The 20,352-nt window shown below is 43.0% G+C and carries 22 protein-coding genes; 2 read left to right on the top strand and 20 right to left on the bottom strand.

The window, feature by feature from the left end; genetic code table 11:
• Positions 1 to 3: 3 nt before the first annotated feature.
• The 5 genes from rimP to gpr all read right to left on the bottom strand — a co-directional run bounded on the left by rimP (position 4) and on the right by gpr (position 7,191).
• Positions 4 to 471, bottom strand: coding sequence for a ribosome maturation factor RimP (gene rimP / locus BN3456_RS11590; protein WP_089984294.1), 468 nt, complete (start codon positions 469 to 471; stop codon positions 4 to 6).
• A 190-nt stretch (positions 472 to 661) separates the two neighbouring features.
• Entirely contained in the window at positions 662 to 2,905 is a 2,244-nt protein-coding gene (locus tag BN3456_RS11585) for a DNA gyrase/topoisomerase IV subunit A (RefSeq protein ID WP_089984293.1), read from the bottom strand.
• Positions 2,906 to 2,922: 17 nt separating this feature from the next.
• A complete protein-coding gene (locus tag BN3456_RS11580; RefSeq protein WP_089984292.1) occupies positions 2,923 to 4,845 on the bottom strand; it encodes a DNA gyrase/topoisomerase IV subunit B in 1,923 nt (640 codons plus the stop codon).
• Positions 4,846 to 4,944: 99 nt separating this feature from the next.
• Positions 4,945 to 6,126 (bottom strand): stage II sporulation protein P, encoded by a 1,182-nt coding sequence (spoIIP, locus tag BN3456_RS11575; protein ID WP_089984291.1) that lies wholly within the window; start codon positions 6,124 to 6,126, stop codon positions 4,945 to 4,947.
• Positions 6,127 to 6,210: 84 nt separating this feature from the next.
• A complete protein-coding gene (gpr, locus tag BN3456_RS11570; protein WP_089984495.1) occupies positions 6,211 to 7,191 on the bottom strand; it encodes a GPR endopeptidase in 981 nt (326 codons plus the stop codon).
• 316 nt (positions 7,192 to 7,507) lie between these two features.
• Here gpr and rpsT point away from each other — a divergent pair, with 316 nt between their 5' ends.
• Entirely contained in the window at positions 7,508 to 7,771 is a 264-nt protein-coding gene (gene rpsT / locus BN3456_RS11565) for a 30S ribosomal protein S20 (protein ID WP_074180230.1), read from the top strand.
• Positions 7,772 to 7,910: 139 nt separating this feature from the next.
• On the opposite strand, the gene ilvC is transcribed toward rpsT, so the two are convergent.
• From ilvC to BN3456_RS16610, 7 genes are all read right to left on the bottom strand, one after another.
• Positions 7,911 to 8,930 carry a ketol-acid reductoisomerase gene (gene ilvC / locus BN3456_RS11560; protein WP_089984290.1) on the bottom strand — a complete coding sequence of 340 codons (1,020 nt, stop codon included), beginning with the start codon at positions 8,928 to 8,930 and terminating at the stop codon, positions 7,911 to 7,913.
• A gap of 148 nt (positions 8,931 to 9,078) precedes the next feature.
• Positions 9,079 to 9,579, bottom strand: coding sequence for an acetolactate synthase small subunit (gene ilvN / locus BN3456_RS11555; RefSeq protein WP_089984289.1), 501 nt, complete (start codon positions 9,577 to 9,579; stop codon positions 9,079 to 9,081).
• A gap of 192 nt (positions 9,580 to 9,771) precedes the next feature.
• The gene (gene galE, locus BN3456_RS11550) at positions 9,772 to 10,788 is read right to left on the bottom strand and encodes a UDP-glucose 4-epimerase GalE (protein WP_089984288.1); all 1,017 of its coding nucleotides are present in this window, start codon (positions 10,786 to 10,788) and stop codon (positions 9,772 to 9,774) included.
• Positions 10,789 to 10,844: 56 nt separating this feature from the next.
• On the bottom strand, positions 10,845 to 11,765 hold the full coding sequence (locus BN3456_RS11545; protein ID WP_089984287.1) for a nucleotidyltransferase family protein: 921 nt from the start codon (positions 11,763 to 11,765) through the stop codon (positions 10,845 to 10,847).
• Between the two features lie 24 nt (positions 11,766 to 11,789).
• Positions 11,790 to 13,619, bottom strand: coding sequence for an ABC-F family ATP-binding cassette domain-containing protein (locus BN3456_RS11540; protein WP_089984286.1), 1,830 nt, complete (start codon positions 13,617 to 13,619; stop codon positions 11,790 to 11,792).
• Positions 13,620 to 13,690: 71 nt separating this feature from the next.
• Entirely contained in the window at positions 13,691 to 14,131 is a 441-nt protein-coding gene (locus tag BN3456_RS16615) for an MATE family efflux transporter (RefSeq protein ID WP_347458050.1), read from the bottom strand.
• A 17-nt stretch (positions 14,132 to 14,148) separates the two neighbouring features.
• Positions 14,149 to 14,415 carry an MATE family efflux transporter gene (locus BN3456_RS16610; protein WP_347458049.1) on the bottom strand — a complete coding sequence of 89 codons (267 nt, stop codon included), beginning with the start codon at positions 14,413 to 14,415 and terminating at the stop codon, positions 14,149 to 14,151.
• A 233-nt stretch (positions 14,416 to 14,648) separates the two neighbouring features.
• Between BN3456_RS16610 and BN3456_RS11530 the strand changes: the two genes are divergently transcribed.
• Positions 14,649 to 15,542 carry a hypothetical protein gene (locus BN3456_RS11530; protein WP_089984285.1) on the top strand — a complete coding sequence of 298 codons (894 nt, stop codon included), beginning with the start codon at positions 14,649 to 14,651 and terminating at the stop codon, positions 15,540 to 15,542.
• A gap of 97 nt (positions 15,543 to 15,639) precedes the next feature.
• On the opposite strand, the gene BN3456_RS11525 is transcribed toward BN3456_RS11530, so the two are convergent.
• The 8 genes from BN3456_RS11525 to arsD all read right to left on the bottom strand — a co-directional run bounded on the left by BN3456_RS11525 (position 15,640) and on the right by arsD (position 20,346).
• A complete protein-coding gene (locus BN3456_RS11525; RefSeq protein ID WP_176699179.1) occupies positions 15,640 to 15,897 on the bottom strand; it encodes a DUF2164 family protein in 258 nt (85 codons plus the stop codon).
• Positions 15,898 to 15,919: 22 nt separating this feature from the next.
• A complete protein-coding gene (locus BN3456_RS11520; protein ID WP_089984284.1) occupies positions 15,920 to 16,243 on the bottom strand; it encodes an inorganic diphosphatase in 324 nt (107 codons plus the stop codon).
• Positions 16,244 to 16,321: 78 nt separating this feature from the next.
• Positions 16,322 to 16,840, bottom strand: coding sequence for a nitroreductase family protein (locus tag BN3456_RS11515; RefSeq protein ID WP_347458048.1), 519 nt, complete (start codon positions 16,838 to 16,840; stop codon positions 16,322 to 16,324).
• A gap of 44 nt (positions 16,841 to 16,884) precedes the next feature.
• The gene (locus BN3456_RS11510) at positions 16,885 to 17,313 is read right to left on the bottom strand and encodes an NUDIX hydrolase (protein WP_176699178.1); all 429 of its coding nucleotides are present in this window, start codon (positions 17,311 to 17,313) and stop codon (positions 16,885 to 16,887) included.
• Between the two features lie 196 nt (positions 17,314 to 17,509).
• A complete protein-coding gene (locus tag BN3456_RS16605; RefSeq protein WP_347458047.1) occupies positions 17,510 to 17,626 on the bottom strand; it encodes a hypothetical protein in 117 nt (38 codons plus the stop codon).
• A gap of 209 nt (positions 17,627 to 17,835) precedes the next feature.
• Positions 17,836 to 18,228, bottom strand: coding sequence for an arsenate reductase ArsC (locus BN3456_RS11505; protein ID WP_089984490.1), 393 nt, complete (start codon positions 18,226 to 18,228; stop codon positions 17,836 to 17,838).
• Positions 18,229 to 18,238: 10 nt separating this feature from the next.
• A complete protein-coding gene (arsA, locus tag BN3456_RS11500; RefSeq protein ID WP_089984282.1) occupies positions 18,239 to 19,975 on the bottom strand; it encodes an arsenical pump-driving ATPase in 1,737 nt (578 codons plus the stop codon).
• Complete coding sequence (gene arsD / locus BN3456_RS15935) at positions 19,975 to 20,346, bottom strand: arsenite efflux transporter metallochaperone ArsD (protein ID WP_176699189.1); 372 nt, start codon at positions 20,344 to 20,346, stop codon at positions 19,975 to 19,977. The genes arsA and arsD overlap by 1 nt, the downstream gene beginning before the upstream one ends.
• Positions 20,347 to 20,352 lie beyond the last annotated feature (6 nt).

Here is a 20,352-nt window from a genome sequence, read left to right as displayed (position 1 = left end):
AAATTAAAAGTCCAAAGCTAAGCGGACCAAGGCTATCTCACTTTTTTGGAAAACCTGTGAAGCTCCATCCTCATACTCTATCGTAACAGTATCTTTATCATAATCCTTCAATATCCCGGTAAATTCCTTCTGCCTGTCAATCGCACGGTAGGTTTTTATTTCCACTTCTTCTCCCAGACTCCGCTTAAAGTCTTTCTCTTTTTTCAGTGGCCTGCCCAATCCTGGGGAACTCACCTCAAAAATATATGCATCCGCAATATAATCCTTTTCATCCAATATTCCCGAAAACTTTCTACTGACCGCCTCACAGTCATCCACGGTAATACCGCCGGGCTTATCAATGTAAGCACGCAGATACCATGTACCGGCCTCTTTTACATACTCTACATCCACCAGTTCAAATCCAAATCCCGTTACAATCGGCTCTAACAGCTTTTCTGTCTGCTGTTCATACTGTTCTTTCCTCGACACGCCAAACTTCCTTTCTATGTGCTTTTATATATTCTGCCACATCCCCAGTCGGGTTTCTATGTAAAAGAGACGAACTTTTCTATTACATAAAGAAGAGTGAACTTTCGTTCACTCTTTCGCTGGTTCCATATAACTGAGGTAAGTATAGCACCATTTATTCAGAAAATCAAGGGAAAACAGGAAATCCCCCCTAATTCCGATTCTTTGTGCCCAATGTGTCTCTGTGGGACTGCTTCAGCCGGTTCAAGGTTACTTCCTTTTTTCCATAAGGTACTTTTGCTTCCGTTCCTTCTTCGAAGAGATATACCTGTTCCAGTTCATCATTCCTCTGAAGTTTGATTCCCCTCACTCCGATTGCTCCCTTTTTCTTCTCCGGTACTTCTGCGACCGGAAACCTCAGGAAATAACCACCTTTTGTTCTGAGGACCACATTCTGACTCTCTGTGACTACATTTACACTGATGAGGGCGTCCTGCTCCTGAAGCTTTGTCGCAGCTACGGTCCTTTTTGACGCCTGAAATTCTGCACCTTCCACTCTCTTAAGCATTCCCTGCCTTGTAGCAAACAAAAGTTTTGCAAAACGTATCTGCTTTGCGTCACAGATCATAACAATCTGTTCCTCACTACTGGAATAGTTGCTGAGATTGTCAACAGGCGTCCCCTTATCACGGAACTTTCCAAAAGGAACATCCAGTACCTTTATCTGATGCAGCTTCCCGGTATCTGTAAAAACACAGATTTTTTCAGTATTTATGCAGTGAATCACATACTTGTTTTCACTGTCGGCAGCCTCCCGATTTCTATCGTAGGTTGCCACATCAATGGCCTTCGCATAACCAAATCTGTCCATTAAAAATACGACTTCCTGCTCCTCAATTTTCTTTTCTTCGAATATAACTTCCCTGGCGTTTTCAACTATTGTGCGGCGCTTCCGTCCATATTCTTTTTTATAGGCATCCAGCTCGTCCATAATAAGATTCGCCATAGAGTCATAGTTATTTAAAATATCTTCATATCGGGCAATGTTTTTGATAGTCTCTTCATGTTCCTTCTGCAAAGCCTCAATTTCCAGTCCGATCAGCTTGTACAGCCGCATCTCAAGGATAGCTGTGGCCTGACTTTCTGTAAACCTGAGCATGGCTGCCATTTTTTTTGATATCGCGGACTTAAACTTGATATTCTCTGTCACGCCATTCACAAGGCAGGCTTTTGCATCTTTCACCGACTTGCTTCCCCGGAGAATCTCTATAATCAAATCTATAACATCGCAGGCTTTAATCAGCCCTTCCTGCACTTCCTTTTTCTTTTGCTCTTTCTGAAGAAGTGTGGTGTACTTTCTGGTCATCAACTCGAACTGAAAGTCCACATGATGTTCAATGACCGCCTTCAGCCCAAGTGTTTCCGGTCTTCCATCGGCCACTGCCAGCATATTTACACCGAAAGTATCCTCCAGCCGGGTCTTTTTGTAGAGCATGTTCTTCAGGTTCTCTACATCCGCTCCTTTTTTCAACTCCAGCACGATGCGGATGCCTTCTTTGGAGGACTGGTTAGAAATATCCACAATGTCCCCGGTCTTCTTGGACTCTACAAGATTGTATACATCATTCAGGAACTTTCCGATACCACTCCCTATCATAGTATAAGGGATTTCCGTAATTACCAGCTGCCGTTTGCCGCCTTTTAATTCTTCAGCCTCCACTTTTCCGCGGATTTTGATTTTCCCCTGTCCGGTCTCATAAATATTTAAAAGTTCATCCTTGTTTACTACAATACCGCCTGTGGGAAAATCCGGGCCTTTGATATACTTCATCAGCTGTTTAGTGCTGATTTCGTTATTTTTCATGTAAGCCTTCACGGCATCGATTACTTCCCCAAGATTATGGGTCGGAATGCTGGTAGCCATACCTACGGCAATTCCTTCCGCACCGTTTACGAGAAGGTTGGGCACACGCACAGGCAGGACAAGGGGTTCCTTTTCTGTCTCGTCAAAGTTCGGTCCAAAATCTACAATATTTTTATCCAGATCTCCAAGATATACTTCTTGGGTAAATTTTGCAAGTCTGGCCTCTGTGTATCGCATGGCAGCCGCTCCATCGCCTTCAATGGATCCGAAATTACCGTGGCCATCCACAAGAATCATACCCTTTTTAAATTCCTGGGCCAGTACGACCAGTGCTTCATATATTGAGCTGTCACCGTGAGGATGATATTTACCCATAGTATCCCCCACAATACGCGCACATTTTCTATATGGCCTGTCATATCGGATTCCAAGCTCATACATATCGTACAAAGTTCTCCGCTGCACCGGTTTCAGACCGTCCCTCACATCCGGCAGAGCCCTGGCTATAATAACACTCATGGCATAGTCAATATAAGACTTCTTCATAATATCGGAATATTCTGTCCTGATTATCTGTGATTCACTGCTCATTTTTTTCTCTCCTTGATTTAGATATCCAGTTCGGCCTCTGTAGCATTTTCATATATGAAGGAACGACGGGGGGGCACCTCTGTCCCCATCAGCATTTCGGTCACACCCGATGCCATGCGTGCATCCTCAATTTCCACCAGTGTCAGCAGCCTTGTTTTCGGATTCAGGGTGGTTTCCCAGAGCTGATGGGCATCCATTTCGCCCAAACCTTTATACCTTTGCAGGGTAAATGAGCCTTCATGAGTCCTTCTGTATTTTTCCAGAGCCTTGTCGTCATAGAGGTATTCTTCTTTCCCCTTTTTGGGCATGACTTTATATAAAGGCGGCATTGCAATATACACATGGCCCTCGTAAATCAATTCTGGCATAAAACGGTAAAATAAAGTCAACAAAAGTGTGGAAATATGCGCACCATCCACATCTGCATCCGCCATAATGATAATCTTATCATACCGCAGCCTGCTAATATCAAAATCATTTCCATAACCCTCGGAAAAGCCACAGCCAAAGGCATTTATCATCGTCTTAATTTCAGCATTTGCCAATACCTTGTCAATACTTGCTTTCTCCACATTGAGGATTTTTCCCCGGATGGGCAGGATTGCCTGATAACTTCTATCTCTCGCAGTCTTTGCCGAGCCGCCGGCGGAATCCCCTTCCACAATAAATATCTCGCACTTCTTTGCATCCCGGCTCTCACAGTTTGCCAGCTTTCCGTTGCTGTCAAAAGAGTATTTCTGCTTTGTCAGAAGGTTGGTCTTTGCCTTTTCCTCTGTCTTTCGGATTTTTGATGCTTTTTCTGCACAGGAAAGGACCTTCTTCAAAACTTCCAGATTGCGGTCAAAGTATAGCGTGATCTCATCTCCTGTTACTTTACCGGCAGCCCTTGCAGCATCAGGGTTGTCCAGTTTCGTCTTTGTCTGCCCCTCGAACCGGGGATCCGGATGTTTGATTGAAATAATAGCTGTCATGCCGTTGCGAATGTCCGCACCAGTAAAGTTGGCATCCTTTTCCTTTAAGATTCCAATCTCCTTTGCATACTGATTCATGACTGTTGTAAATGTAGCCTTAAAGCCGGTTAGATGAGCCCCTCCCTCAGCATTGTAAATGTTATTACAGAATCCCAACACATTTTCATGAAATTCATTGATGTACTGAAATACAATCTCCACCTCAATGCCTTCTGACATACCCTTAAAATAAACAGGTTCATGGATCACTTCTTTTTTCTGATTCATTTCCTCAATAAACCCTATGATTCCGTCCGGCTCATGGTATACAACGTGTTCCGGGGATTCAGCTCTTTTGTCATCAAAGATAATGGTAAGCTCTGGATTTAGATATGCAGTCTCATGCAGACGGCTCTTTACTTCCTCGGCCCGAAATTTTGTTTTTTCAAAAATCGTATCATCCGGCAGGAAATTTATCTTAGTTCCTGTTTTTCTTGTCTTGCCGATCACCGGCAGAAGACCATTTTCCAGTTCAATGACCGGCACCCCCCGCTCGTATCGATCATGGTGAACTGCACCTTCTCTGCTGACCTGTACGTCCATATAGGTCGAAAGTGCGTTTACTACGGAGGATCCAACTCCGTGAAGACCACCGCTTGTCTTATATGCAGAATCGTCAAATTTACCTCCTGCATGCAGTGTGGTGTATACAATACGCTCGGCAGACACACCTTTTTTATGCATACCAACAGGGACGCCCCGGCCATTGTCCTCTACAGTGGCCGAGCCATCCCTCTCCAGGGTTACATGAATCTCTGTACAGCAGCCTGCAAGGTGCTCATCCACCGCATTGTCCACAATCTCATAGATTAGATGATTCAGTCCCTTCGTTGAGACGCTTCCTATATACATACCCGGTCTTTTTCTGACCGCTTCCAGACCTTCCAATACAGCAATACTGTCCGCATCATAAGTATTTTTATTTTCCATATATTTCTCCTTAAAAAGTCTTCGTCCATATTATCATAAACTTTTATCTTTTTCAAATATGTACAAGTTCAGCCATGCGAATTTTAGACACTGTTACCTTTATTCCGACACCACACCAGTGAGTACATCTGCAAGAACTTCCATGGCATTCATCATTTCTCCCACCGTATTTGTCTGAGCACCGGCCTCAATCAACAATGATTTTGGCAGCAGATGCAGATTATATCTGTATCCGGCAAGATAAATGCGCCGTGCAAACCCCGGATATTTATTCTCGGAGTCCAACTCCATCTGCAGCGAAAATGCAAGATTATCCTGAATATAAGGATTGTTCAGGTATGCGATATCCCCATTCATCCTGGTTCGGCTTAACCCGTTAAAGTACATAATCCGCGCTGTAGATTTTCCATTCACCTCTGTTACCAGATGAGTATCCTGATTTACACCGTCCCTGTGCAGATCTATAGCCACTTCTATGGTAGGATTGGCTTCCAGCACCGGACGGACGGAGGCCTCTGCGTTTTCATATGCATTACTTCTGTCCAGCTGCCCATTGATAATATCATAAACCCCGGTATCATGGATAGTCTCAATTCCCTTTTGGTTCAATAACTGTGTCAGATATTCTCCTACCCCCACAATACTGGTACTTGTATCTCCGGGTACAGAATCCACAAATGTCTCCTGAGAGTGGGAATGAAAAATAAGTACTTTGGGTCCTCCGGTGCCTTTGTCAATTTTCATATTTCTTCCAAGGAGATCATCTACATTCAACTGCTCCGGTCCAATCATTGTTGTACTGTCCACCGTATAAAAGTTAGAAAGAAGGTATTGGAAGTCCCGCAATTTTTCAATAGACATGTCAATAGGAGACTGCCCCTGCGGTATGACAGGCTCCTCCTGCACCGGCTTGCTTTCTCCCACAAGATTTCCATCTTCATCTACCATATTTTCATCATTTGCCTGAGCCTCCAATATCTTTGCAATCGTTTCTTCGTCTTCCATTGCAGATTCATAGGGTTCTTTTTGCTCCACATATTTCACCAGAGGAAGCCAGGAATAGGCTCTTTCCTTTATCCATTCTGCCGCTGTGGGCCTGGGATCTTCTTTCATATAAGCCAGGCTTGGCATGTACATTTCTTCCGTATATTTTTGAAGAGTCTCCTGACTCTCATACTTCCATTCCCCCACCATACTTTTTCCAATTATGTATGTAACCCCAATGCATGCCAGAATCCCAAAAACAGACACTGCCATGCGGGAAAAATCCGATTGTTTCATACACCGCCTTCTTTCAAAACAACATATATCAGGGGCACAATAGCGCCCCTGCTCTTCTTCATTTATATGACTATCGTCTGACTTTTATGCCTGCCCGGCATTGGTAAAAAGCATGTTCATGCCTTCAGAAATGGTATAGCTGATTTGCTTCACCATTTCATCCACATCCTTTGGCGTCATAAACATTCCGTTCAAATGCGGGGAAATCAGTTCTTTTACCAGCTCATATTTTTCTGCCGCATTATATGTGCGCAGAACATCCCCTACTCCTTTGAGAGTCTCCGAGGTTTCTAATGCCTGAATCAGGTTTTCCATAGTATCATTTACAATTGTTGCCGCATCCACCACGGTAGGCACACCGATTGCAATGACTGGGATTCCAAGAGAATCTTTCGTGAGCCCATTCCTGTGATTGCCAACTCCTGAGCCCGGATTAATCCCTGTATTAGCTATCTGTATCGTTCTGTTCAGTCTCCTGCTGTTTCTGGCGGCCAGCGCATCCACAGCAATCACGATATCCGGCTTTGTTTCTTTAATCACGCCTTTAACAATCTCCACTGTCTCCATTCCCGTCTGCCCCATTACACCGGGTACAATGGCACTCACCATATTTGCATGTTCCATTCCCATAGCATATTTTCCATACTCTTTTACAATATGTCTTGTCACACAGAGATTGTCAGCTACAAAAGGCCCCAGTGCATCCGGGGTCACCTGCCTGTTTCCCAGCCCCACGATCAACACCGATAAATCGTCCTTCTCCTGTATTCCAGTCCCCTCAATCAATTCACGGATGAAACCGGACAGTTTCTCAGATATTTCTCTGTGATACCCTTCATCCGGAACAGCCAGATTCGGAGCTTCCAAAGTAAGGTAAGTACCTACAGGCTTCCCCATGACTTTTGCTCCATTTTCCGTTTCAATACGCACTCTGGAAACACGGATTTCCTTTTCTTCATCGTATTCTTCCTCCAGAACAACACCCTGAACTTCCACATTGTCTGCTTCAAACCGTTCCTTTTCCTCCAGAGCCAAATCTGTCCTAATACTATACTTTTCCAACATCTCCAGTCCTCGCTTTTCCTTTATTCCCGCGAGCAACGAGCCAAGCAGAAATGCTTGCATTTCCATTTGGCGACTGCCGCGAGGGTCAAAGAGCCCTCCGCTTGCTGCGCTACAAGTTTGATGCCCCGTCAGCTTGCTGCGAGTCTTTGACTAACATTTATAACTAGTTTTCGCAATATTTTCTGAAATATGTATTGACAACCATAGTTCCTTATCATAAAATGAATGAGTATGTTTCGTTGATGCGTCCGTGTCCGACTTCAGCGGGATTATAATTTCACAATTTGAAAATTTCACATATTTGGAGGTGTACAGATTGGCTAACATTAAATCTGCTAAGAAAAGGATTTTAGTAAATGAGACAAAAACTGCAAGGAACAAGGCAATCAAGTCAAAAGTTAAGACTTCGGTAAAGAAAGTGGAGACTGCAGTAGCACAGAATGATACAGAGGCAGCAAAGACAGCATTAAGGACTGCTATTAAAGAAATTTCTGCAGCAGGAAGCAAGGGTGTTTATCACAAGAACACAGTTGCAAGAAAGATTTCCCGTTTGTCAAAAGCAGTAAATGCACTCGCTTAATTAATAATATCATAGAAGCTAAAGGGCATCCGCTTCCGTCAGGCAGATGTTCTTTTTTTGTAACCATTCAGATATCAAATAAGAGCTGCCGGGTTCGTGAACAAACACGAGTCCGCAGCTCTTAAGCTTATATTTAATCTTAGTTATTAATCAGCTTATCCTCATCACTCCAGCTGTAAAGTCTCCTTACTTCCTCTCCTATCTTCTCTGACGGATGCTCCGCTGCAAGTTTTCTCATTGCCCTGAAGTGAGCCTGACCGCCTGCATCTGACATATCAAGCAGGAAATCTTTTGCAAAGGAACCGTTCTGGATGTTCTTCAGTATCTCTTTCATTGCCTTCTTAGTGTCTTCTGTAATAATCTTAGGTCCTGTAATATAGTCACCATATTCTGCTGTATTGGAGATGGAATATCTCATTCCTGAGAACCCAGACTGGTAAATCAGGTCTACAATCAGCTTCATCTCATGAATACACTCAAAGTATGCATTTCTCGGATCGTAACCTGCCTCCACCAGTGTCTCAAAGCCTGCCTGCATCAGTGCGCATACACCGCCGCAAAGTACAGCCTGCTCACCAAAGAGGTCTGTCTCTGTCTCTGTTCTGAATGTAGTCTCCAAAACACCTGCCCTTGCTCCACCGATTCCGAGTGAATATGCCAGTGCACGGTCCAATGCTTTTCCGGATGCATCCTGCTCGACAGCCACCAGGCACGGAACACCTTTTCCCACTTCGTACTCGCTTCTTACTGTATGTCCGGGACCTTTTGGCGCGATCATCGTAACATCTACATACGGTGGCGGCACGATCTGCCCAAAATGGATGGCAAATCCATGAGCAAACATCAGCATGTTGCCTTCTTCCAGGTTCGGCTCAATGTCCTTCTTATACATCGCTGCCTGTTTCTCATCGTTGATCAGAATCATGATAATATCTGCTTTTTTTGCTGCTTCTGCCGCTGTAAATACTGCAAATCCCTGGGACTCTGCTTTAGCCCAGGATTTACTGCCTTCATACAGTCCAACAATTACATTGCAGCCTGATTCTTTCAGGTTCAGCGCATGAGCGTGTCCCTGGCTTCCGTAACCGATAACTGCGATTGTCTTGCCTTCCAGTAGGGAAAGGTTGCAATCTTCCTGATAATAAATTTTTGCTGCCATCTTAAACATTCCTCCTAATCCGTATTGCCGAACCTAATTCGTCCGATCATACATGAAATTATATGAGTTAAAGGTCCCGGTTTTGTATCAATACTATACATGACGGTCCTCTAGCTTTCCTAAATATAAACACTATAAACGCTTTCTTTTAGTCAATAAATGTGACGTCCTTGCTTCCTCTTGCCAGTCCTGTGATTCCTGTTCTTGCCAGTTCCAGTATCTCGTAGCCGTCCAGAAGATTCAAAAATGCATCCAGTTTGGACTGGTTGCCGGTGAGTTCTGCTGTCATGGATTCTTTTTCCACATCCACAATTTTTGCTCTAAATATATCGGCAATAGAAATGATTTCCGCCCGTTCTGCAGCGTTGGCACGAATCTTTACCATGATCAGCTCTCTGCAGACAGATTCGCCTTCCTTTAGGAGTTTAATTTCAACCACATCTTCCAGTTTTCTTACCTGCTTCTCAATCTGGGACAGAATCAGTTCATCCCCTGTTGCTACAACTGTAATTCTCGTAAACCTGGGATCTGCCGTCATCCCCGCTGTAATACTGTCGATGCTGTACCCTCTCCTGCTGAAAAGACCTGCAATCCGGCTCAATACACCCGGATTGTTGTCGACCAGCAATGAATAAACCTGACTTCTCATATGCCTCCCCACTTTCCTCCTGTGACTTAAGAAACTTAAAACAGAGTGCGTTCTGTTTTTTTATCATAGCAAGCCATGGCTATTTTGTCAAGCAGTTTTTCTACAGCTAAATAGAAAACCCATCAGATCATATAATCAAGAATCTGACGGGTTTTTACAGCATTTTTAATTGTCCTTCATGGATACTGCTTGTTAACTACGGTATCCGTCCGGATTCATAGACTGCCATTTCCATGAATCGGCACACATCTCTTCAATTCCTCTTTCAGCTGTCCATCCCAGTTCTTCCTTGGCCTTAGATGCATCACAGTAACAGGTTGCAATATCGCCTGCACGGCGGGGTTTCACCTGATACGGTATCTCTTTACCGCAGGCTTTCTCATAGGCCTTCACCACATCCAGCACGCTGTAACCCACTCCGGTTCCCAGATTATAGACATGTACGCCTTTGCATGTCTTCATTTTTTCAATAGCTTTCACATGACCCACAGCCAAATCCACAACATGGATATAATCTCTTACTCCTGTACCGTCGGGTGTATGATAGTCATCTCCGAAAACACCGAGACAATCCAGTTTTCCCACTGCCACCTGTGCAATGTAAGGAACCAGATTATTCGGAATCCCCTTGGGGTCCTCTCCGATTAAGCCGGACTCATGTGCACCGATGGGGTTAAAATATCTGAGAAGCATGATATTCCACTCCGGATCGCCCGTGTGAAGGTCCGTCAGGATCTGCTCCAGCATTCCCTTGGTTCTTCCATAAGGATTCGTAATTTCTCCTTTTGGGCATTCCTCTGTAATTGGTATTTCTGCGGGATCTCCGTAAACAGTTGCAGAAGAACTGAATATCATGCTTTTGCACCCGTGCCTGCGCATTACATCGCAGAGAACCAGAGTCCCGGCAATATTATTATAGTAATATTCCCAAGGCTTTGTCACGGATTCTCCCACGGCTTTAAGTCCTGCAAAGTTAATCACAGCCTCAATGTCTTCATTCTCAAAGACAAGCTCCAGGTCTTCCCTGTTTAGAATATCCCCCTTATAAAATTTCACTGCTTTTCCTGTGATCTCCTCCACTCTTTCCAGAGCCTTTTCGCTGGAGTTGTACAGATTGTCAATTACAACTGTTTCATATCCTCTTTTCAAAAGTTCCACGCATGTATGGCTGCCGATATAACCGGCTCCGCCTGCTACTAAAATCGCCATGATCCTTGTCTCCTTCCTTGTTCTTCTGCTTTTGCATGTCCCCATGTGATTGTCAGCTATTTCCACAGATGATGGGGATAAATTCCCTGTTTCTTCATTTTTGCAACAGCGTCCACTACACTCTGTTTGTCCTCTTTATATGTAATACCATACCATTTGTCCTCTGACTGCAGTACTTTTACAGATGCTTTTCCTTCGTGAATCAATTCACCCACTACTGTCGGAAGGAAAAATTCACATTTCAAAGGAGATTGTGCAAGATTCTCTTCCAGAAACACAGAAAAACGTTCCTCCAGCTCCTTTAACATACTTTTTGTAAAACCAAACATATTCATAGAAACAATGCTATTCTCGTCAATGTCGGTCCATGTATTGCCCTCGTCCTCTGTATAGGCGGCCCCCTTTCTTGTTTTCTCAATATGGATTCTTTCTGTAATTCCGGTCAGATATGCCTTTTCATCTATCTCACACACTCCTCTTGATACATAACCATTCTCCGTAAGCGTATTCACCAGACGGTATCCAACCATGGCATACCGGTACTTTTCATCGTCCTCGAACACAGATAAGTACTGATAAACAGACTGCAGCGCAGACACTCCATAATAATCATCTGCATTAATCACGGCAAATGGTCCGTCAATTACGTCTTTGCAGCTCAAAACAGCATGTCCGGTACCGAAAGGTTTTACACGGCCCGAAGGAACCTCAAAACCCCGGGGCAGACTGTTCAGCTTCTGGTAGATATACTCCACTTCCATGAACTCACTGATTCTGTCACCGATGCTTTTCTTAAAATCTTCTGCATGTTCTTCCTTTATTATAAAAATAACTTTTTCAAACCCGGCCCTTCTGGCATCATATATAGAAAAATCCATAATAATATGCCCTTCTTCATCCACCGGGTCAATCTGCTTTAGACCTCCGTATCGGCTTCCCATCCCGGCAGCCATAATTACAAGTACAGGTTTTTTCATTTTGTTTGTCTCCTTTTTAGTTCCTTATACATCCGCCTTTTGTGCTTCTATTTTTTCAGCCAGATCATTTAGATAAACCCATCGATCCATTTTCTCGCTAAGCTCTTTTTCCTTTTGCTGCTTATTTCCCATCAGTTCGGACAACTTTACAGAATTTGTAGCGTTGGCCAGGATGTCTTCCTCCAAACCTGCAATCTGCTCTTCTAAAATCTCTATATCCTCATCTATGGCTTCATACTCTTTCTGCTCTTTATAAGAAAATTTCAATTTCACAGCATGATTCTGTTTCCATCTCTTGCCCTGACTCTCCTTTGCAGAAGTGTCATTTTCTGTTTCCCGCTTGTCTGTTGTCTTTGACCCTGACAAAGACTGTGTCCTTGCCTTTGCTTCCAGGTAATCAGTATAACCGCCTTCATACTGCTGCAGATGCCCATTCCCGTCAAATTCAAAAATTCTGTCCGCCACATTATCCAGGAAATATCTGTCATGAGACACAGTGACGACAATTCCCGGAAAAGAAATCAGATAATCTTCCAAAATCGTCATAGTTGGAATGTCGATATCATTGCTTACCTCATCCAGCACAAGAAAATTAGGGGCTGACTGAAGAATACTGAGGAGATAGAGTCTCTTCTTTTCTCCCCCTGAAAGCTTATTGACGGGAGCATACTGCATATCCGGCGTGAAGAGAAAACGCTCCAGCATCTGGGATGCCGTAATTTTCCCCTCCTTTGTGGAAACATATTCTGCAATATCTTTTACATAGTCAATAACCCTCTGTTCTGTGTCCATATCAGGCACTTCCTGGGCAAAATACCCCATCTGAATAGTCTCACCGATTTCCACCTTCCCTTCATCCGGCTCTTCCAGCCCTGCCATAATCTTCAGCAAAGTAGATTTTCCGCAGCCGTTAGGTCCAATGAATCCCAGTCTCTGATTCTTCAGAACAATGTAGCTGAAGTCCTCTATCAGTTTCCTGCCGCTATAGCTCTTGCTTATATGGTGCAGTTCTACTGTCTTCTTTCCCATCCTGGTTCCCACAGATTCCAGTTCCATAGACTGATCTGCCGCCGGGCCGGTACTTTTCTTTAGTGTCTCCAATCTTTCCAGCCTTGCCTTCTGTTTTGTGCTCCGGGCCCGGCATCCCCGTTTTGCCCACTCAAGCTCCATGCGCAGCACACTCTGGCGCTTCCTCTCGGTCGCCAGTTCCATTTCTTCCCGCTGTGCCTTCATCTCCAGAAACTTAGAGTAGTTCGCTTCATAATTGTAAACCTGCCCGTGGCTGATTTCCAGAATCTTGTTTGTAACCTTATCCAGAAAATATCTGTCATGTGTCACCATGATTATAACGCCCCTAAATCGATGCAGATAATCCTCCAGCCATATAATCATCTCACCGTCCAAATGATTGGTAGGCTCATCCAGAAGTAAAACATCAAAGGGGGCTGCCAGCACCTTTGCAAGAGCAACTCTTTTTTTCTGTCCCCCAGAAAGGTGCGCAATCTGTTCGTCATAGTCTGTAATATTCAGCCTGCTGAGTGCACTTTTTGCTTCACTTTTAGCAGTCCAGTCAGACTCCGGTATTCCTTCCAAAACATAGGATAATACGGTAGCATCTTCAGGAAATTGCGGATTCTGTGTAAGATATGCGATTCGCAGACCATTCTGCTTTATAATCTGCCCGCTGTCCGCTTCCTCCATGCCTGCTATCATTCTCAGCATCGTAGTCTTCCCGGTTCCATTCATGCCAATGATACCAATCTTATCCCCCTCCTGGATTCCACATGACACGTCGTCAAAAATCACCTTTTCTCCGTATATTTTGCTGATATGCTCTATATTTAACACATTCATAGACTGCTCCTTTATTTTGTCTCACTTTGTCTATCATACTGGATTTCAGACAAAACGTCAATTCCAGGCTGCTAGATGATCTGCTGCTTTTTCCATTTGCCTGTATCCTGCCACAAGCCGGACAGAACAAAGGCCAAAACGACTCTCAGTATCAAATCTGAAAATGTAGAGATCATAAAAGCTTTCATCGCCCCTGCTCCTCTTAGTATTCCGTCTGATATCAGCTTAAAGGAGACAACCACATAGAAAGGGGATACGATTCTCAAAAATTCCACACCCACATTAGCTGCTCTTTCGCCGCCCGCACTCATAAACAGTTCTGCCAGCGGCCGGGCTGCAAAGAAAAACAGCAGGAATGCCGGAATTGCCACACAGAGCACCAGAGTAATACCAGCTTTGAATCCTTTTACAACACGTCCGGTTCTGCCGGCCCCAAGATTTTGTGCTGTAAAGCTGGACACACCGTTCCCAAGTGTAGTAAAGGATATAATTGCAAAGGTATTGATCTTCATTCCCGCCGAATACCCCGCTATCCCTGTACATATATTATACAAAAACAAAAATAGCAGACCACCACAGAACATCCGATGTTCAGCCCTGTGGCCACAGCCATAAAAATCATCGTAATTGCATAAGATGCCCCGACTGCAGCCAGGGCATTAACTCCTACGAATTTCCCTGCAACTACACTGTCCGCAACATTATAAAACTGCTGAAACATTACACTGATCAGCATAGGAACTGTGAATTTCCATAGAACCCTTGATGGTTCTCCTTCTGTCATATCTGTTATCATTTATGTGCCCTGTCTGAATACCTCATAATTGCATATCCTGCACAGCGGCACACCCTTAAAGTAAAGTGTTAACATGTCACTGTGTTAAATAGCATTACAACTTTTTTATTTTACTACTTTTATAAAAAATATGGAATATTTCTTAGAACTTTATGAATTTTCTATGTTAACCCTTGAGTATATATAAAAAAAGTTATACAATGACATGCAGCAAAGAAAAGAGGAGAATTTCAATGCAAGGTACAAAAAGCACTACACCCTTTGATGATGATTTTGAAGTGACTTATGAAGAAGAAGTCCCGTTTACATATAGTTTTGATACGAAGCCTGTGACAAAAGATCTGTCCGATGAGACCATCGTTATGGATACCCCTCTGCAAAACCCGGCAGATAACTACGCATCAGATGATTATAATTCGGATGTTTATGACTCAGACGATAAATATGATTGGGACGGTGACGATGAGGATTCTTATGGTGCAAACAGATACCCATCAGATGATTATGATGGAGAGGAATGTTCCTATGGCCCCAGAGGTTCCCGCAATGATTACAGCAACTCGTCCCGGCAGATGAGCCGCCGCAGAAAATCTGCATCCCGTATACCTAATTTACTGTCTCCGGCAAAGAAAACTGCCAAATATGGGACCAAAGCTATCTACCGTGTTGCACGTTCTGTTGTAAGGATTGTATCATTCCTTATTACGGCAGGAACACTGTATGTGCTTGCCTCTAATTTCTGGCGTGGTGCAGCCCCTTACGGTGATCCCCTGACCATTCTGGAAGAAAAAAATTATACACTGGCCGGCTATGCTGCTGTTGCTGCTGTTTTTCTTGTTTTCGAATTCATTGCACTGCTGTGGTCTTTAACAAAAGTAAAAGTCCGGGACGGCAGAAAAATATACAGGCAAGATACCGGAAGGGGATTATTCTCTTATATCTTCCTGTACGTGGCATCTTATGTGTCTTTTCTCCTGTGTTCTTTTTTACCTGAGTCCTTTGAGTCCTTTGAAATTTTGAATGGAGTAAGAGGCGGACTGGATGTATTCGGCTCCATGCACAATACACTGCTTGGTCTTTGTATAGCAGGTGTTGCTGCCTGCATTGTGCGAAAACATATGGATTAATACTTTTATATACTCTCTGTTTAATAGATACCATGTACCCAGCGATATTTGTATGGTTGCAGCAGTATTGTTTAAATTCTGATAATATTGGACGTTATTATAACTCTTTGTATAACATGTAATAATCGGTTTCCATATTATCCTGCTGCTGTTGGTACCATTTTCTAGCATCATCCAATGCCCTGTTGTATATAAGTGGCACAAGATTTTCCGCAAACAAATCCAACAGCTGTTCCTTCTCAATAATACCAATCTGCTCACCACGGATATCCAGATAAAAAGCTGATATTTCTTCTCTCAATAGTTCCTTCTCTTTATCAGTTAATTTAATTGTCTTAAAAGATTCTCTTTTCATTATTCCTCCGCCTGTTTTTGTTTTACATTTTTATTCTTATGTTAAAATACTGTTCTTGGAAATGTGTTTGTCTTATGATTTCCTCCTTTGAGAACATCTTGTTTTCAGGTGCAACCACCCACTTTTCCTCAACATCATCATTTCTGTGAATGATTGCAATGATTTTACCTGTAAATTCTTCAACAGATTTATTTGCCCCTAAAACATAGACATCTTGCTCTTCTCCATCAGACGACATACACCCTTTAATATATCCGTAATTGACAGGATAACGCATATCCGGATATTCCGGATGGCATGTTCCCATTGGTCTGTCTACAGTTACGGTGACAATTTCTCCGATCATAATTCACCTACTAAATCTTCCATTAACAAGTGACCCTTTTTGAAATGCCCTGATATAAGATATTTATATTCAAGACAATTAAAACTTCTCGTAATGCACTTTTCCAATCTCTATATCCTCTAATGTATGAGCCGGCGGATGTTCTTTCCATATGCCCACTGATAATATTGCTTCCAATACATATTGATCTGGAACAGCAAGGATTTTCCTGCAAACCTCCTCTGCAGATTTTTCATTTTCGGCCTTCCGGCATCTTCCCTGAATCCAGCAGCTGCCCAAACCTAAACTGTCAGCCATAAGATGCATATTACTCATTGCAATAGAGCAATCCTCGGTCCAGACGTCTGTTTTTTCTGGATCCGCAAATACTAAAATTGCACATCCGGCATTTTCAAGCATCCCGGCAGCCCCCTGACGGCAATGAGAAAGCTTCATCAAAGTTCCGGTTTCTTGTACCACCACGAATTCCCATGGTTTCCGTTTTCTCCCTGACGGGGACAGCAAACCGGCCTGCAGAATTTTTTCCAGTTTTTCCGCTGGAATTTTCTCCCCCGTATACTGCCTGACACTTCTTCGATTTAATAATACATCTAACAAATTTATGCACCTTCTTCCAACATATTATTCCAGTCCCTGGTTTTTCAAACTTCCATAACAGCTTTCTCAAGTAATTTGGGCTGGATTTCAGGATAAGTCCAGTTGACCGGCAAAGTATCCAATAAGACTACTTCCTCTATTTCGCTGCATAATTCTCGGGAAAACCTCTTTAAATCTGCATAATATAGCATTCCGAAGGTTTCTTTGCCGGTTTCATTGACTCTGTTCTTCCCGATAACTGAATAAGCACAAATTGGCTTTATACTATAATCCAATGCTCCAGTTTCTTCATGAAGTTCCCGCCTAGCAGTATCAAGAATAGATTCGCCCTTTTCCCTGTGCCCACCCGGACACTCATATGTAGCTCTTTCTTCATGTCTGCAGAAAACCCATTTGCCTTCACTTTGGGCAACAATAACTGCAAACTTTAATTTATCGTCTGCAACTTGTTTATAAAATTGAACTTCCAGCATTGAATCACCTTCCTTTTAGCCACAGTATACTAGATATTTATTTTTTCATCAATCATATTTTAATCACTGGAGTTTTTTCTTGAAATTATATAAATAAAAAGAAGTAAAAGAAAAATATTATCTTCCGTACACAGGTGACAAAAATCATGTTACTGCGGGAATAGAACTGAATGTAGGAGTAACATTGCAGAAATAGTTACGTGTTTGTCTCACTTAGTTGTTCAAGGACATCTCTACCAGCATACATAATTCGGATAACATTTACTGTATTTTTGGATTCATCCGGCAGATAAAACACTAAATAATTATCCACAGGCAGATACCTCACTCCTTGACTGGTCCAAGGTTCAGCCTTATATAAGTGATGAGCATTGGCATTTCATCAAGAGTTCGGATGGTGACGGTTTTAAGACAGGGGCAAAATTGATGCTTGAAATCTGTTCCCCAAACAACAGGTAACACTATTGCATTACTATACTGAATATAAAAAACTGGCAGGACTCAACCGCCAGTTTTTTATGTCTACACGCTAAAATTATGCTTCATGTTTAAAATTCTTTCCTCTATCCTCTTAATCACCTCGACAAATTCACTATCGCTCTTTCCAGTAGGGTCAGCCAATCCCCAATCCTCACGATAATCACATGGGAGAAACGGACATTCAACATTGCATCCCATTGTTATGACTATGTCAACAGGCGGTATATTCGATAACAGCTTAGAATATTGCTTTTCTTCCATGTCAATACCATATAGCTTTTTGATTAGCCTGACCGCATCCTGATTTATTTGTGGCTTCGTCTCGGTTCCGGCAGAATAACATTCAAAAGTATCCCCTGCCAGATGTCTGCAAAGTGCTTCTGCCATTTGAGAACGGCAGGAATTATGAACACATATAAACGCAACCTTTTTCATATTTTCTCCCTTAAACGTGAAGTAGTTTATCTCCTTTGACTTCATCCGTACTCCATTTAATGACTGCAAAATTCCCGTCAGAAATTTCATCCACTTTATTTATCCATTCAATTTCATGGCTTGCCTTTGCTTTTAAAAGTTGATTGGTTGTTTCCGTAGCATACAGGGAGGAATTGATAACCCACCATTTCGCCGCAATCCCTGCACGCTCTAAATCTTCCTCTAAACGCATAGCTTCATAGACCGGAGTAGTCTCGGCAAGTGTGACAATGATTACTTCTGTCTCCACTTTATTGCGAAGTCTGGGCAACAGCTTTTTCACTGATTCGGGAATATCGCCCTGTGTACGTTTTACTTCGCGGTGATAGCTTTGGGTGGAATCAAGCAACAATAACGTATGCCCGGTTGGAGCTGTGTCAATTACCACGATTTCATTTTCTGCCTTTTCAACGATTTCTGCAAAAGCCCGGAATACGGCAATTTCCTGTGTACATGGGGAACGCAAATCCTCTTCCACATATGCCACATCATCTTCTGACATGGTTTCCCTTGCCTTTTTAAGTACCTCTTGTTGATAACGCTTAAGCTCTTCCTTTTCGTCAATGTGACTCATTGTAATGCCACTGTTTTCTTCCACAACATATTTCAAATGCGCCGCCGGATCAGTTGTAGTAAGATGTACTCTTTCGCCCTTCTGATTTAATCCAAGGGCAATTGCCGCCGCAATGGAAGTCTTTCCTACACCGCCCTTACCCATTGTAAATATAACCCGCTTACGGCTTTGATACAAATCATCAATAACCTTACTAAGCCCCGGAATTTCAGATGTTTTCAATGTATCACTTCCTAGTTCCAAATTATCTCTTACCAACAGGCTCCGAATATTATCAAGACCCATGATATTATAAGCCCTAAGTGGAACGGAATATGTCTCCATGCTATCAATTACCGCCGGGATATGCTTAAGTGCATATTGTTGATTATCATATAAACGTCTTGATACTTCATCATCGTAGGATGGAAGTACCCCATTGATAATTAGCATCTGGTTCCTGACACCCAAGTCAGAAAGCTCCTTAGAAGCCCGTTCTGCTTCCTTTAAAGGATTTTCTTCCGGGCGTGAAACCAGAAGTAAAGTTGTCAGTTCTCCATCTTCTAATGTCTCCACTGCTTTTTTATAAATCTCTTTCTTACTCTCCAAACCAGAAAGTTGCCCCAGACAAGATGCTCCGTGTGTACTCTCACTGATAAAATTACTCCATGCCGACGGAAGCTGTAACATTCGCAACGTATGCCCGGTTGGTGCCGTATCGAAAATGATATGGTCATAATCTATTTGTGCCTGTTCATCCGTTATGAAATGGGAAAACTCGTTGAAAGCGGCAATCTCTACCGTACAGGAACCGGATAGCTGTTCTTCCATATTGGCAATTACCGCTTCCGGTAACTTGCCACGGAAAGGAGCTATCACACTCTCCCGGTACTCTGCCGCCGCTTGCATCGGATCAAGATTTGCAACCACCAAGCCCGGAACCTCTGGGATGGGGATGCCTTTGCTTGTGAGCACCGTTGCAAATACATCTTGCAGATTAGAAGCCGGGTCTGTACTGATAAGCAATACCTTCTTCCCTTCATCCGCAAGGGTTACTGCTGTCGCACAAGCCGTAGAAGTCTTACCTACTCCTCCTTTTCCGGTAAAGAACAGATACTTCGTCAAACTTATTTTTTTCAAGTCATATGCTTGCATTAACAACATCCTCCCTCACAACAACAGCCCCCCTGGTCACTCTTTCCCTCGCTTAGATAATCCTCTGGAATGTCAAGCCAATTCATAATCTCTGCATTGGTCGGGTACTGCTTTGTCTTTACAATTTCACCATCAATCATGGTTGCCGGAAGTAAGTCTACACCGCCTTCACCGTTAATCAGTTTGTTGATTTCCCGATTGTCAATAAACTCTTGCGGGAAATTATTGAGGTTGTAACGTGTAACATTGACACCATTCTTTTTCAGATTATTAATCACCGTAGAAATGCGGAGCAATTCGGGGTCAACACCAACACCACAGATTCCGGTTTCACAGCACATAGCAGGCTCATAAATATACATAGTTTTCATAATTGA

The sequence above is a fragment of the Clostridium sp. C105KSO13 genome, from assembly GCF_001517425.1.
Taxonomy (GTDB): domain Bacteria; phylum Bacillota; class Clostridia; order Lachnospirales; family Lachnospiraceae; genus Muricomes.
The sequence above is the reverse complement of the archived record's forward strand: the minus strand, read 5'-3'. Positions and strand labels throughout refer to the sequence as shown.